The organism is Nocardia sp. CA-120079, assembly GCF_050955745.1.
Classification (GTDB): Bacteria; Actinomycetota; Actinomycetes; order Mycobacteriales; family Mycobacteriaceae; genus Nocardia.
Map to the genome: position 1 here is coordinate 2,229,943 of NZ_CP192088.1, position 14,024 is coordinate 2,243,966.

Consider the following 14,024-nt stretch of genomic DNA (forward strand, 5'->3'; position numbering starts at 1 on the left):
GGGTAGTGTCACGCCCTGAGCTACAAACTAAGGACGTACGGCGCCGCTCGTGCGACCACCACACACGTGTAACCAGAACAGGAGGTCGACGAAGACCGATGCCGAACATCGTCGTACTCATCAAGCAGGTTCCCGACACCTGGTCCGAGCGCAAGCTGACCGACGGTGACTTCACCCTCGATCGCGAAGCCGCCGACGCCGTCCTCGACGAGATCAACGAGCGCGCCGTCGAAGAAGCGCTGCTGATCAAGGAGGCCCAGGGCGGCGAGGTCACCGTGCTTGCCGCCGGTCCGGACCGTGCCACCGAGGCCATTCGCAAGGCGCTGTCCATGGGCGCCGACAAGGCCATCCACATCAACGATCCAGCGATCCACGGCTCCGACGCCGTGCAGACCGCCTGGGTGCTGGCCAGTGCGCTGGGCCAGGTCGAGGGTGTCGAGCTGGTCATCGCGGGCAACGAGGCCACCGACGGTCGCGCAGGCGCCGTGCCCGCGATCATCGCCGAGTACCTGGGCCTGCCGCAGCTGACGCACCTGCGCAAGCTGAGCGTCGACGGCGACAAGATCACCGGTGAGCGGGAGACCGACGAGGGCGTGTTCAAGCTGGAGGCCACCCTCCCGGCCATCGTCAGCGTCACCGAGAAGATCAACGAGCCGCGCTTCCCCTCCTTCAAGGGCATCATGGCCGCGAAGAAGAAGGAAGTGCAGACCTTCACGCTGGCCGACCTGGGCGTCGACCCGTCGACCGTCGGTGTCGCCAACTCGGGCACCGCCGTCACCGCGGCCACCCCGAAGCCCCCGCGCACCGCGGGCGAGAAGATCGCGGACGAGGGCGACGGCGGCACCAAGATCGCCGCGTACCTGGTCGGTCAGAAGATCATCTGATCCCGCCCGAGACTGCTCCCGCGGTGGGAGCTCAGCGCCCGGAGGAGGTAGCGAAGCGTGACCACGCAGGGCGTAGCTCACACCGCAAATTAGACTCAGGAGAACACAAATGGCAGAAGTACTTGTGCTCGTCGAGCACGCCGACGGTGCGATCAAGAAGGTCAGCACCGAACTGCTCACCGCCGCGAGTGCGCTGGGTGAGCCCGCCGCAGTCGTGACCGGCCCGGCCGGTACCGGCGAGAAGCTGGCCGACGCGCTGGCCGCCGCGGGCGCCGCGAAGATCTACATCGCCGAATCCGACGATGTCGAGAACTTCCTGGTCACCCCGAAGGTCGACGTGCTCGCCGGTCTGGTCGAGTCGATTTCCCCGGCCGCCGTGATCGTCGCCGCCACCGCCGAGGGCAAGGAGGTGTCGGGCCGCCTCGCCGCGCGCATCGGCTCCGGCCTGCTCGTCGATGTCATCGACGTCAAGTCCGACGGTTCGGTCGTGCACTCCATCTTCGGTGGCGCGTTCACCGTCGACGCCAAGGCCACCGGCGACGTGCCGGTGATCTCGGTGCGCCCGGGCGCCGTCGAGGCCACCGCCTCGGCCGGTGCGGGTGAGAAGGTGACCGTCGAGGTGCCCGCGCAGGAAGAGGGCGTCGTGAAGGTGACCTCGCGCGAGCCGGTCGTCGGTGGCGACCGTCCGGAGCTCACCGAGGCGAGCATCGTCGTCTCCGGTGGTCGCGGTGTCGGTTCCGCCGAAAAGTTCTCGGTCGTCGAGGCGCTGGCCGATTCGCTTGGTGCCGCCGTCGGTGCCTCGCGTGCCGCGGTCGACTCGGGCTACTACCCGGGCCAGTTCCAGGTCGGTCAGACCGGTAAGACGGTCTCCCCGCAGCTCTACATCGCCCTCGGCATCTCCGGCGCCATCCAGCACCGCGCCGGTATGCAGACCTCGAAGACCATCGTCGCGGTCAACAAGGACGAAGAGGCCCCGATCTTCGAGATCGCGGACTACGGCATCGTCGGCGACCTGTTCAATGTCGCCCCGCAGCTGACCGAAGCTGTGAAGGCCCACAAGGGCTGACACAGCACTGCTGCTCGAGTGGCCCCGGCTGGGAAACGGCCGGGGCCACTTTCGTTTTCATACTGTCCACACCGGGTGGGATAACCTGCGGATATGGCTGTTCCTACGACTCGGATGCTGGTGCTCGCCGTGGTGCGACTGCTGGCGCCGGTACATGGTTACGACGTTCGTCGGGAGTTGCTGTCCTGGCGGGCGGACAATTGGGCGAATGTGAAACCGGGTTCGGTGTACGGCGCGCTGAATACCTTGCAGCGCGACGGGCTCATCGCGGTGGAGGGCGTCGGGCAGGACGGTGCGCGGCCGGAGCGCACGACCTATCGGCTCACCGCCGAGGGGGAGAAGGTCTTCGCGCAGCTGCTGCGCGACGCACTGTGGGATGCCGAGCAGCCGAAGCATCCCTATGCCGCGGCGATCGCGCTGCTGCCGCAGGCGCCTCGCGACGAGGTCGTCGCCGCGCTGCGCAGCCGGATCAAGAAATTCGAGGCCGAACTCGAGCAACTCGATCGTGAGGAGCGTCGCGTGATGGCCGGTAGCGGCGATCCGGCGGAGACCGAACCGCATCACGTCGCCGACGCGATCCGGTTGGCCTCCGAACATGTCCGCGCCGATCTGCGCTGGTCGCGGAAAACATTGGAACGCATCGAAAGTGGCGAGTTGGAGGTCTGGGAGCGGTTCTCGACGCGGGTGGACGGCCGGAGCGCCATCATCGACTGATCAAGACTGAATAATAAAGCTTGACTATTTGGTCGATCGTTTCTACCGTTGTTCAGGTGGAAACGATCGACTCCGTTCGTGATCGCACTCGCACCTCGGTGATCCGGGTACGCAGGCTGGCGCGGACGTTTGAAACCAAAAGTGGCCCCGTCCAAGCGGTTACGGGCGTCGACTTCGATGTGTACGAGGGCGAGATCCTCGGTCTGCTCGGCCCCAACGGCGCGGGTAAGACCACGACACTGCGGATGCTCAGCACCCTCATCGCCCCGACCGCGGGCAAGGCGGTCATCTCCGCCGCTGATCTACGGGCCGAGCAGCGAACCGTGCGCTCGCGCATCGGCTACGTCGCCCAGGGCGGAATGACCAATGACGATGCCCTGGTCATCGACGAATTGGTGCTGCAGGCAAGGCTTTTCGGATTGACCAAGGCGCAGGCCACGGCCAATGCCGAAGAACTACTCGTCGCACTCGACCTGGACGGCCTCGGCCGCCGCAAATGCAACCAGCTCTCCGGCGGTCAGCGCCGCCGCGTCGATATCGCGCTCGGCCTGGTGCACGGCCCGACGCTGATCTACCTCGACGAGCCGACCAGCGGCCTGGATCCGCAGAGCCGCGCGAATCTGTGGGAGCACATCCGGCGCCTGCGCGAGCGGGGCACCACGGTCGTGCTCACCACCCACTATCTGGACGAGGCCGACGCACTGTGCGACCGGCTGCTGATCATGGACCACGGTGGCATCGTCGCCGAGGGCTCGCCCGACGAACTCAAGCGTCGCATCTCCGGTGACGTGGTGAGCTTCGAAATCGACGACGGCCATGCGGATCTCGCACTCCAGGTCGCCCAGTCGGTGCTCGAGGTGCGCTCGCTGGTGCGCTCGGAGGAAGCCGGTGCGAACCGTATCGGTGCGACGCTGGTGCATCTCACCGTGGATCGCGGCGATGCCGCGGTCGTGCCGCTGTTGCGTGCCATGGACGAGCGCGGTCTCGTACCGGGTGCGCTCACTGTCAAACGTCCCAGCCTCGACGATGTCTTTCTCACCATTACGGGGCGTTCGCTGCGGGAGGCGAGTCACTCATGAGGTTCATGCGCGAGACCGGACTGATCTTCTGGTCCCAACTGCGGGCAAATCTGCGAAATCCGGTGTGGGTCTTGATCGGTCTGTCCCAGCCGGTGCTCTATCTGGTGCTGTTCGGGCCGCTCGTCAAGGGCATCGCACCGTCGCTCGGCGCGGATTCCGATCCGTGGAAGCTGCTCACGCCCGCATTGGTCATCCAGACCGGGCTGTTCGGCGCCATCTACGTCGGATTCAGCATTGTGGCGGAATTGCGCGCGGGGGTCGTCGAACGGCAGCGGGTCACACCGGCGAGCCGGGGCGCGCTGCTGACCGGGCGCGTGCTCAAAGATATGGTCGTGCTCGTCGTCCAGGCGCTGGTGCTCGTCGGAGTTGCCATGGCGGCCTTCGGGGTTCGGCCGGATCCGCTCGGCGTGGTGCTGTCGGTGTTGTTGATCGCGGTCATGGCAGCAGGTTTGGCTGCGGCGTCCTATGCGCTGGGTCTGTGGGCCAAATCCGAGGATGTGCTCGCCTCGGTGCTCAACAGTCTCGCGGTGCCGCTGATGCTGCTGTCCGGCATTCTGCTGCCGTTGAGTGTCGGGCCGAGCTGGTTGCGCACGATCGGCAAGGTGAATCCGTTCTCGCACACCGTCGATGCGGCCAGGGCCCTGTTCCGCGGTGACTACGGTGCGTCCGAGGTGTATCTCGGGACCGGGCTCACGCTGGCGGTCGCCGCGGTGGCGATGGTGATCGGCGCACGTAGCTTCACCCGCGAGAACGCCTGACACCGATGCCGCGAGATCTGCTCGGTGACAGCAGATCTCAGCGGCGGTGCAATCCGGACAGCAGCGTGGTGAGGATCGGCGAGCGGCGCGCATCGCTGCGCAAGACGGCGGAGACCGGAATACGTAGTCGGTGCTCGGCGAGGTGCAGGACGACCAAGCCCTCGGTCGGGCTGTCGGCATAGAGCACCGTCCACGCGTCCGGGCGATTGATCAGCTCCATGGTCGCGGTGTGGTCCGGTGGAATCGGCGGACCGAAGGTGGGGCCCGCCGACAGTTCGGCGAAGGCGGCCCGAATCACATTGTGCAGCAGGACCTGTTCCTGCTCGGGCGGGAGCAGCAGTGGATACGGGCTCAGATCCGCCAGCGTCACCTGGTCGTGCGGGGCCAGCGGATGGGCGGCGGAGGTGGCGATGACGAGGTCCTCGATCCACAGCTTCTCCACCGCGAGGCCGGGCTCGTCGACACTGCCGCGGATGAGTGCGAGATCGCAGTCGCCGTCGGCCACCGCGGTGATTCGTTGCCGGAACGGTTTGATGACGAATTCGATCTCGGCATCCGGATGCGCGGCGCGCGCCCCGGCGATCGCGGACAGGGATCGGGTCGCGAATGACATATTGGCGGCCAGCCGGATGCGGTGCCCCGAGGTGCGCACGGTGGCGCGGATGGCCGACTCCAGACTGAGCATCTGTTTAGCCAGGGGAAGTAGCCGCATGGTCGCGTCGGTCGGCACAACGGCCCTGGTCGAACGCTCGAACAAGGCTACGCCGAGGTCACGCTCCAATCGGGCGATCTGATGGCTGATCGCCGATTGGGAGATGTAGCAGCGGGCCGCGGCCCTGCTGAAACTCAGCTCCTCGCACACCGCGACGAAGTAGGTGAGCTGGCGAAGCTCCACTTGATCTCCAATTCATGAGTGATCCAGATAAGAGTCATATCTATTATGCGCCTGAACACCTGAAATATCTGCGGCTCGAATGACGGTTGGTAATGAGAGAAGGAGGCTGTCATGGAACACGCAGATGTTGTCATCGTTGGATCGGGATTCGGGGGGCTTGCCGCCGCTAAGCAGTTGGCCAAATCGGGCATCAATTACGTTCTTATCTCGAGCACTCCGGAGCATCTCTTCCAGCCGTTGCTCTACCAGGTCGCGACAGGTGTGCTGGCATCGCACGAGATCGCGCCGCCGATCGCCTCGGTACTGCGCAGGCACAGGGAAGCCGACGTCCGGCTCGGCAAGGTCGTCGCCATCGACGCCGACAACGCGGTGCTCACCTACGAGCACGACGGCGAGCGCACGCAGATCCGCTACGGCTCGCTGATCGCCGCCACCGGCGCCTCGCAGTCGTACTTCGGCCGCGACGATTTCGCCGATAAGACGTTCTCGCTCAAGACCATCGACGATGCGAAGTTGCTTCGAGCACAGATCGAACGCGTCTTCACCGAGGCCGAGGGCGCGGATGCGGAGACCCGCAAGCGACTGCTGAGCTTCGTGGTGGTCGGCGCGGGCGCGACCGGTGTCGAGGTTGCCGGTCAGCTGAAGGAACTCGCGAAACGGCACTACCACCAAGAAGTTTCGGTGACCCTGGTCGAGGGTGCGGGCGAGGTGCTGCCGCCCTTCGGTGGCGGACTCTCGGAATACGCGAAGGCATCGCTGACCAAGAGCGGTGTCGAGGTGCTGCTGGGCACCTTCGTGACCGATATCGAATACGGCAAGGTGACCGTCAAGGACAAGCAGGGCATCGAGCGCCGGATCGCGGCCGAGACGGTGGTCTGGTCGGCGGGTGTGCAGGCGGGCGGGTTCGCACAGATCCTGGCCGAGGCCACCGGCTGCGAAACCGACCGCGCCGGAAGGCTTTTGATCAATCCGGACCTGACCGTCGGCGGACATGCCGATATCTACGCCATCGGCGATATGACCTCGCTCAACGGCTATCCGGGCCAGTCGCCGGTCGCCATGCAGGAGGGCAGGCACGCCGCCGACATCATTCGCCGCAAGCAGCTGCCGGGCACCCCGTTCAAGTACTGGGACAAGGGCAGCATGGCGGTGATCAGCCGGTTCAGCGCGGTGGTGAAACTCAACGAGCACATCACCTTCCGCGGCGTCATCGCGTGGACCATGTGGCTCGCGGTGCACCTGCTGTACCTGGTCGGGTTCCGCAACCGTTTCGCCGCCGTGGCCTCGTGGCTCGTCGCCTTCATCGGCACGGGTCGTCCCGGTTTCGACGAGGTGGACACGGTGCGGGATCCGGTGCGGATATCGGAGCGCGACGCCGCCTGATCTGCTGGCGAAAAGGTCACGGATCAGGCAAAAGGCGGCGGTAGCGATGCGGGAGACGGAACGCGACGCGACAGTTCGGTGAACGCTCGGTGTGATCATCATCTCGTTCACCGAACCGGCATCGCGGCGACACTTCGAGGTTGCTAGGGCGCAGTTTCGGACTGGCTTCATCACGGATATGACTATTTCGTCCGTGTTGACAGCCCCGGCTCGACCGACGGACTCCGGGGCGGAACGGTCTCGGTATTCGCTGGTCGTCTCCTCCGATTCGGCGCACCGACTGGCCGCGCAGCGCCTGCGCTACGGCGTCTTCGCCAGTGAGCCCGGCTTCCGGATTCCCGACAACGGAACGGGTCTGGACGCGGACCATTTCGACGAGCACTGCGACCACCTGCTGGTCCGCGACGACCGGACCGAGGAATTCGTCGGCTGCTACCGAATGCTGCCGCCGGACAAGGTGACTGCCGCGGGCGGCTACTACACGGCCACCGAATTCGATCTGGCCCAACTGGATCCGGAGGGCAACCGGATCGTGGAAATGGGCCGTGCGTGTGTGGTGCCCGACCACCGCAACGGCTCGGTGCTGACCCTCATGTGGGCGGGCATCCTGCACTACATCCAGCTCACCGGATACGAATGGGTGATGGGCTGCGTCTCGGTGCCCATGCAGGACACTCCCGCCGATCCGGCCGGTGTGAATGTGCGCGGCGTGCGGGATATGTTGCTCGGCCGCCACGGATCCGATCCGGAGCGACGGGTGCACCCCCATCGCCCGGTGGTCGTCGACGGGCTGACGCTGGACCAGATGACACCGCCCGCCCGCCCGAAGCTGCCCCCGCTGCTGCGCGGCTACCTGCGGCTGGGCGCGGAGATCTGCGGTGAACCCGCACACGATCCGGATTTCGCGGTCGCCGATTTCGTCGCGCTGCTCGGTCTGAACACGATCAACACCCGCTACCTCAACCGATTACAAGACGCGGCCAATGCACTCGACGGGGGACGGTGAGTCAGATGGTGTTCGACGCGCCGCCCGCAGAGCGCACCGCACATTCCTGGATGCCGTCGAGCCCGTGTGGGCCCGGCTGCATCGATCCGGTCGATGAGATCGGCACCGCACGGGTGATCGGCCGGCTATTCGGCGTGGCCGGGTTGCTGGTCAGCTTTCCCGTTGTCAATGTCGTGACGCCGCGCCGACGGCGCGAACAACTGCAGCGGCGTTATGCGCGAACTCTGCTCGGCTGTCTCGGGATTCGGTTGCGGGTTGTCGACAACCGGTCGGCGGCGAACCGGGTCGGCGTCGGCCTCTCCGATGCGGGCGAGTCGAGCGACACACGCTTCGCTGATCCTGGCGAAGGTCTGCTGATCGTGGCGGGGCATATCGGCTGGACCGATGTCGTCGTCATGGCCGCCGTGCAGCCACTCGGCTTCGTGGCCCGCGCGGATATGGTCGATTGGCCACTGCTCGGCGGCCTGGCGAAGCTGATGCGGGTCATTCCGATCGAACGCGAACGGCTGCGCGAATTGCCCGGTGTGGTGGCCTGTCTCGGTGAACGGCTGGCGGCGGGGGACCGGGTCGCGGTATTCCCCGAGGGAACTACCTGGTGTGGCCGCGCCTACGGCACTATGCGGCCCGCGCTCTTCCAGGCGGCGGTGGATACCGGAACATCGGTGCAGCCGGTGCGCCTGCGGTATCTGGACGCACACGGCACCCAGTCGACCATTCCGGGATTCGTCGGTGACGACACCTTCGGCACCTCGGCGAAGCGGGTTCTGCGCTCGCGCGGCATGGTGGCCGAGGTGGTGCTCGAGCCGGTCGAGAATCCGGGACTCGATCGCCGTGATCTGGCTCGCCGGTGCGAACAGGTGGTGCGTGGCGCGGACCTGTCGCGCCACGGTGCCATCGAGGCATCGGATTGGATCGAGGCGACGGCAACTCGCGTACAGGATCCGGAGTCGGCCGAGGCGCAGCAGCAACGGCCGTCGCGGCGGTTGCGACCGTTCCGGCGCAGGGGAGTCGGCCACCAGGTTGCCGAGTCCGCAGTGTCCACAGACTGATCGAAGGGCACGGCACGAGGCCGACCGGGCGAGTGCCCGGTCGGCCTCCGCCGTTTCGGCCGCGAAAGCGTCGGCGTGGGTGGCTGCGGGATTGCTGGCCCGGGTCGCGCTCGGTTCGGGTACGTTGACCCAAGGCGAGTACGTGATCGGCGATGCCCCAACGGGGCGGATTCGTTGCGTGATCGAACTCGGCGGGCGATCGGCGGCACCTTCCCAGAGGGAGCGGCGCTATGGATCTCAATACGATCACCGATATCGTTCGGCGACCTTCCGACCGACCGGGCGCGGCCTGGCGCGATGGCGACGCGTGGCTGGCCGGGGGAACGTGGTTGTTCTCGACCGAGCAGCCGGAGCTGCGCCGTCTCATCGATCTCACCGCACTCGGCTGGGACAGCCTGGTGCCGAGTGCAGCGGGCCTGGAGATCGGCGCGACGTGCACCATCCGCGAGCTGAATTCCTATGCGCCGCCGAGTGACTGGCCCGCCGGGATGCTGTTCACCACGTGCTGCGAGGCTTTCCTGTCCTCGTTCAAGGTCTGGAACGCGGCGACGGTGGGCGGCAATATCTGCATGTCGCTGCCCGCGGGCCCGATGATCACGTTGACGGTCGCGCTCGAAGCCACATACACGGTGTGGGCCGCCGACGGATCCGAACGCACCGTCGATGCCGCCGACTTCGTCCTCGGCGACCACCGGAACGTCCTCGGCCCCGGCGAGATCCTGCGCCGCATAGATATCCCGATCACCGCGCTTCGCAAGCGGTGTACGCACCGGCGCTTCAGCCTGACGCGCCTCGGCCGCTCGACGCTTTTCCTGATCGCCACCCAGTCGCCAGGGGCCGCGGACCTGCTGCTCACCATTACCGCAGGGACCACTCGTCCGGTGTGCTTGGCGTTCGACACCATGCCCGACGCCGATGTGCTGCGCGAGCGCATCGATGCCATCCCTGAAGACCTGTGGTTCAGCGACCCGAACGGCACGCCCGACCATCGGCAGCATCTGGCCGGGTACTTCGCCGAGGAGATCCGCGTCGAGTTCATCGAAGGCGGTCCGCCGTGACATACACCGTGAACGGAAATACCTTCGACGCCGAGCCGAATCCGGGTCAATGCCTGCGCACATTCCTCCGCTCGCTCGGCTGCCACGGTGTCAAGAAGGGGTGCGACGCGGGCGATTGCGGCGCCTGCACGGTATGGCTGGACGGCGATCCCGTACACAGCTGCATCACGCCCGCATTCCGTGCCGAGGGACGTGCGGTCACCACTATCGAGGGCCTCGGTTCGCCGCAGGACATGCACCCGATGCAGCGACAGTTCCGCGACGGTCCCGGCTTCCAATGCGGCTTCTGCACCGCGGGCATGATCATGACCGCGGTGGCGCTCACCGACTCCCAGCGGCAAGACCTTTCGCGCGCGCTCAAGGGCAACCTCTGCCGCTGCACCGGCTACCGGGCGATCGAAGACGCGGTGCACGGTGTCGCCGAGATCGAGGTCGCCCGGCCGGGCAGAGTAATCGGGACGAGCGTCGGTGCTCCGGCGGGCGCCGAGGTGGTGACCGGTCGCGCCGAATTCACCATGGACACCGCGATCGACGCCATGTTGCACCTGAAGCTGCTGCGTTCTCCGCACGCCCATGCCCGCATCGTGTCGATCGACAAGACCGCGGCGCTCGCGGTTCCCGGTGTGCATCGCGTCTATACCTGGGAAGATGTGCCGCGCAAGCGCTTCACGACCGCGATCCACAACGATCATCTCGTCGATCCCAGCGACACCTACATCCTCGACGACGTGGTGCGCTTCGTCGGTCAACGCGTGGTCGCGGTGCTGGCCGACACCGTCGCGGCCGCCGAGGAGGGCTGCCGCAAGGTGGTCGTCGAGTACGAGGTGCTGCCCGCGGTTTTCGATCCGGAAGCGGCGATGGCCGACGGCGCACCCCAACTGCACGGCTCGCACGACCCGTTCGTGCACGATCCCGAGCACAACATCCTGCTCGAGATCCACGGGCATGTCGGTGATGTCGAGGCGGGCTTCGCCGAGGCCGATGTGATCCACGAGGGCACGTATTCCTCGCCGCGGGTTCAGCATGCGCATCTCGAGACGCACGGATCGATCGCGTGGATCGAGGACGGTCGCCTGCACGTACGGACCAGCTCCCAATCGCCCTCCATCGCCAAGAACAAGCTCGGCTATCTCTTCGACCTGCGTCCAGATCAGGTGCGCGTGTTCTGCAAGCGGGTCGGCGGTGCGTTCGGCGGTAAGCAGGAGGTCATCACCGAGGATTTGGTCGCCCTCGCCGCATTGGATACCAGGCGGCCGGTCTGTTTCGAGTTCACGCGCGAAGAGGAGTTCACGACCGCCTCACCGCGGCATCCGATGTCGCTGACCGTGAAGCTCGGCGCGCGAACCGACGGCACGCTCACCGCGATCCAGGTCCGCAACGTGTCCAATACCGGTGCCTACGGCAACCACGGCGGCGAGACACTGTTCGCAGGCGGGGCCGCCGTCGCGTGCTACCGCTGCGCCAACAAGAAGTTCGATGCGTATTCGGTCTATACGAACAGCGTGCCCGGCGGCGCGCTGCGCGGCTACGGCATGACCCAGCCCGCATTCGCGATGGAGTCGGCCATGCACGAGCTGGCCGTCGCGCTCGATATGGATCCGCTCGAGCTGCGGCGGCGCAATATCGTGCGTCCCGGCGATGGTCTCGTCGCATTCGACGACGGCCCGGACGATGTCATGTTCGGCGAGGACGGCCTCAGCCGATGCATCGATCTCGTCGATGACGCGTTGCGGCGCAACGCCGTCGAGCCGCCACCCGGAGCCGAGTGGCTCATCGGCACCGGCACCGCCAGCACGCTGCACGAGACCGCGCCCCCGACCGACCACCTCGCCGAGGCCTGGCTGACCCTCGGTGACGACGGCAGCTACGAACTCGCCATCGGCACCGTCGAATTCGGCGAGGGCACACTGACCGCCCACGTGCAGATCGCGGCCGACCGGCTCGGCACCACACCGGCAAGGGTGCGCCTGGTGCAATCCGATACCGACCGAACGGGTTTCGACACCGGCGCATTCGCCAGCGCGGGTCTTTTCGTCGCCGGGAACGCGGTGCTGCGGGCGGCCGAGGCGCTGCGCGATCGCATGCTGTTCTTGGCGGCCGAACATGCGGGTGTCGATATCGCTTCGTGCGCAATGGACGACACCGGGATCGTCTGCGGTGATCGCCGCGTATCGCTGTCGGAGCTGATCGAGGTGGCGCGCGGTCGCGGCATCCGATTGACCGAGGCGCGCAAGGCCTTCGGGTCACCGCGCAGCGTCGTCTTCAACACCCACGGCTTCCGCATCGCCGTGCACCGCATGACGGGGGAGATCCGCGTCCTCTACAGCGTGCACGCCACCGACGCCGGCGTCCTCATCAACCCGGCGCAGGTACGCGGCCAGATCGAGGGCGGTGTCGCGCAGGGCATCGGTTTCGCGCTGACCGAGAACTTCCACGTCGACACGAACGGCGTGATGGTCAACCCGAACCTGCGCAACTACCGCATCCCGGCCTACGCCGACATTCCCCGCACCGAAGTACTGACGGTCGACTCCGCCGATTCCGTCGGGGCGATGCACTCGAAAGGCATCGCGGAGTGCTGCATCAACCCGGTCGCGCCCGCGCTGGCAAATGCGCTCGAGGACGCGACGGGCGTCCGATTCCGCGCGCTGCCGCTCACGCCCGAGCGCATCTATCGGCGACTCATACCGGTTCCGGTTCGACCCGAGCCGTGCGGGAACTGAGATGGGAGCCGGGAAACTCACCGACAGCGTCGCGACGGTCATCATCGGCCAGAAGGTGCGCCCGGGTTCCGAGGAGGCCTTCAGGTCCTGGCAGGAGGACCTGAACGCCGCGGCATCGGGTTATCCGGGATTCCTCGGAGCCGAGATCGCCCCTGCCACCGCGGTGCAGCCCGAATGGGTCGTGGTCTACCGCTTCGACTCCGTCGGTCGTCTCCAGGATTGGATAAACAGCGCCACCCGTCAGGAATTCCTCGATGTTGGGCGGCAATACTTCGACGGCCCCGCGACCCAGCAGGTCATCAGCGGCGGCACGCGACCGGTGGACCCACTCGTGACGGTCGTGGTCACCCATCGCGTGACACCCGACAGCGTCGCGGATTTCCTTGCGTGGCAAGCAGATCTGAGCCGGGAGGAGGCGAAATTCGAAGGCTTCCGCGGCACCGAGCTGTTCCGCCCGATCGAGGGTGTGCAGGACGAGTGGACGGCGCTCTACCGCTTCGATACCGCGGCGAACCTGGCCACCTGGCTCACCTCGAAGCGGCGGCAAGAACTCCTCGCCGAGGGCGAGAAGTTCAGCGACTTCGAGTTGCGCACCATCGATAACTCGTTCGGCAGCTGGTTCGCCTTCGACGAGAACGGCAACGAGACTGCGGCTCCGTCGGATACCAAGACCGCCATCGCGGTATGGGTGGGTCTCTACCCGACCGTCGTGCTGCTCACCCTCGCACTGTCGCCCCTGAAGATGCCGCTCTGGCTCGGGTTGCTCATCGGCAACCTGTTGTCCAGTTTCGTGATGAGTTTCTTCACGATGCCGTACTACGTGAACCGGTTGCTGCGACGGTGGCTGCGCCCGCCCTCGGATACACCGGCGGCCGAGACGAACCGCCATGGCATCGCCATTGTCGTCGCCGTCATGCTGGCGTGGGTCGTCATCTTCTACCTGGTGACGACCAAGCTGTGGTCGTTGCCCTAACGGCCGCCTAGCGGTGAAGGCGCAATCGGTGCGGGAATGTGACGAGGGCGACCGTGCCCTGATGCGCCGACAGCCGTACCTCGAGAACGCCGTCCTTGCTTGTCAGCTTGACCGGCTCCCGGTACGCGACCGGGGCGGCATCGGGACCGGCGGTACTACCGCCCGATGTCGTGGACCGGTCGGACGTGCACGCTGCGATCAACGCGGCGACCGCCACGATCGTGACGATCGGCCTGCTGCGATGAGTGACCATGGGTTCGCGTTTTCCACACCAGCGGCTGGTTTCCGAAGCATCGATCGACTACCCGAACACTACTCAGGAAGCGGATCCGCCGGCTCGGATTTGCCGCCGGGACGGGGCGCTGACCATCGAGGACGCGCCGGGACGGGGAATACCGGAAGGTGGTCATCGGGTTGCGCATCGGGGGTGAGTCGT

General features: G+C 66.4%; 13 protein-coding genes. 11 read left to right on the plus strand and 2 right to left on the minus strand.

The features are described 5' to 3' along the window. The first annotated feature begins 98 nt into the window (after window positions 1-98). The 5 genes from ACQPYR_RS10280 (at window position 99) to ACQPYR_RS10300 (ending at window position 4,501) form a co-directional block, all read left to right on the plus strand. Window positions 99-884 (plus strand): electron transfer flavoprotein subunit beta/FixA family protein, encoded by a 786-nt coding sequence (locus tag ACQPYR_RS10280; RefSeq protein ID WP_063047271.1) that lies wholly within the window; start codon window positions 99-101, stop codon window positions 882-884. Between the two features lie 109 nt (window positions 885-993). Then, on the plus strand, window positions 994-1,950 hold the full coding sequence (locus tag ACQPYR_RS10285; RefSeq protein WP_433630438.1) for an electron transfer flavoprotein subunit alpha/FixB family protein: 957 nt from the start codon (window positions 994-996) through the stop codon (window positions 1,948-1,950). A gap of 93 nt (window positions 1,951-2,043) precedes the next feature. Further along, window positions 2,044-2,664 carry a PadR family transcriptional regulator gene (locus ACQPYR_RS10290; protein ID WP_433630441.1) on the plus strand — a complete coding sequence of 207 codons (621 nt, stop codon included), beginning with the start codon at window positions 2,044-2,046 and terminating at the stop codon, window positions 2,662-2,664. 56 nt (window positions 2,665-2,720) lie between these two features. Then, a complete protein-coding gene (locus tag ACQPYR_RS10295) occupies window positions 2,721-3,743 on the plus strand; it encodes an ATP-binding cassette domain-containing protein (RefSeq protein WP_433630444.1) in 1,023 nt (340 codons plus the stop codon). Next, window positions 3,740-4,501 carry an ABC transporter permease gene (locus tag ACQPYR_RS10300; RefSeq protein ID WP_433630447.1) on the plus strand — a complete coding sequence of 254 codons (762 nt, stop codon included), beginning with the start codon at window positions 3,740-3,742 and terminating at the stop codon, window positions 4,499-4,501. Before ACQPYR_RS10295 ends, ACQPYR_RS10300 begins: the two co-directional genes overlap by 4 nt. A 37-nt stretch (window positions 4,502-4,538) precedes the next feature. Here the strand turns inward: ACQPYR_RS10300 and ACQPYR_RS10305 are convergent, their stop codons facing one another. After that, window positions 4,539-5,396: a LysR family transcriptional regulator gene (locus ACQPYR_RS10305; RefSeq protein ID WP_387289476.1), complete on the minus strand. Its 858-nt coding sequence runs from the start codon at window positions 5,394-5,396 to the stop codon at window positions 4,539-4,541. A 111-nt stretch (window positions 5,397-5,507) separates the two neighbouring features. Between ACQPYR_RS10305 and ACQPYR_RS10310 the strand changes: the two genes are divergently transcribed. The 6 genes from ACQPYR_RS10310 (at window position 5,508) to ACQPYR_RS10335 (ending at window position 13,588) form a co-directional block, all read left to right on the plus strand. After that, window positions 5,508-6,779, plus strand: a complete 1,272-nt coding sequence (locus tag ACQPYR_RS10310; protein WP_433630451.1) for an NAD(P)/FAD-dependent oxidoreductase — start codon at window positions 5,508-5,510, stop codon at window positions 6,777-6,779. Between the two features lie 178 nt (window positions 6,780-6,957). Then, entirely contained in the window at window positions 6,958-7,785 is an 828-nt protein-coding gene (locus ACQPYR_RS10315; protein WP_433630454.1) for a GNAT family N-acetyltransferase, read from the plus strand. Window positions 7,786-7,790: 5 nt separating this feature from the next. Next, window positions 7,791-8,834, plus strand: coding sequence for a lysophospholipid acyltransferase family protein (locus tag ACQPYR_RS10320; RefSeq protein ID WP_433630457.1), 1,044 nt, complete (start codon window positions 7,791-7,793; stop codon window positions 8,832-8,834). A 230-nt stretch (window positions 8,835-9,064) separates the two neighbouring features. After that, window positions 9,065-9,892, plus strand: a complete 828-nt coding sequence (locus ACQPYR_RS10325) for an FAD binding domain-containing protein (RefSeq protein ID WP_433630459.1) — start codon at window positions 9,065-9,067, stop codon at window positions 9,890-9,892. Beyond that, window positions 9,889-12,615, plus strand: a complete 2,727-nt coding sequence (locus tag ACQPYR_RS10330; protein ID WP_433630461.1) for a molybdopterin-dependent oxidoreductase — start codon at window positions 9,889-9,891, stop codon at window positions 12,613-12,615. Before ACQPYR_RS10325 ends, ACQPYR_RS10330 begins: the two co-directional genes overlap by 4 nt. Before the next feature lies 1 nt (window position 12,616). After that, window positions 12,617-13,588, plus strand: a complete 972-nt coding sequence (locus ACQPYR_RS10335; protein WP_433630463.1) for an antibiotic biosynthesis monooxygenase — start codon at window positions 12,617-12,619, stop codon at window positions 13,586-13,588. Window positions 13,589-13,595: 7 nt separating this feature from the next. On the opposite strand, the gene ACQPYR_RS10340 is transcribed toward ACQPYR_RS10335, so the two are convergent. Further along, window positions 13,596-13,841 carry a hypothetical protein gene (locus tag ACQPYR_RS10340; RefSeq protein WP_433630465.1) on the minus strand — a complete coding sequence of 82 codons (246 nt, stop codon included), beginning with the start codon at window positions 13,839-13,841 and terminating at the stop codon, window positions 13,596-13,598. Window positions 13,842-14,024 lie beyond the last annotated feature (183 nt).

Bases quoted from the DNA above. Each gene is read 5' to 3' on its own strand.
- ACQPYR_RS10280 (WP_063047271.1), top strand. From the start codon at position 99: ATGCCGAACATCGTCGTACTCATCAAGCAGGTTCCCGACACCTGGTCC.
- ACQPYR_RS10340 (WP_433630465.1), bottom strand. From the start codon at position 13,841: ATGGTCACTCATCGCAGCAGGCCGATCGTCACGATCGTGGCGGTCGCC.
- ACQPYR_RS10290 (WP_433630441.1), top strand. From the start codon at position 2,044: ATGGCTGTTCCTACGACTCGGATGCTGGTGCTCGCCGTGGTGCGACTG.
- ACQPYR_RS10320 (WP_433630457.1), top strand. From the start codon at position 7,791: ATGGTGTTCGACGCGCCGCCCGCAGAGCGCACCGCACATTCCTGGATG.
- ACQPYR_RS10300 (WP_433630447.1), top strand. From the start codon at position 3,740: ATGAGGTTCATGCGCGAGACCGGACTGATCTTCTGGTCCCAACTGCGG.
- ACQPYR_RS10310 (WP_433630451.1), top strand. From the start codon at position 5,508: ATGGAACACGCAGATGTTGTCATCGTTGGATCGGGATTCGGGGGGCTT.
- ACQPYR_RS10315 (WP_433630454.1), top strand. From the start codon at position 6,958: ATGACTATTTCGTCCGTGTTGACAGCCCCGGCTCGACCGACGGACTCC.
- ACQPYR_RS10285 (WP_433630438.1), top strand. From the start codon at position 994: ATGGCAGAAGTACTTGTGCTCGTCGAGCACGCCGACGGTGCGATCAAG.
- ACQPYR_RS10325 (WP_433630459.1), top strand. From the start codon at position 9,065: ATGGATCTCAATACGATCACCGATATCGTTCGGCGACCTTCCGACCGA.
- ACQPYR_RS10335 (WP_433630463.1), top strand. From the start codon at position 12,617: ATGGGAGCCGGGAAACTCACCGACAGCGTCGCGACGGTCATCATCGGC.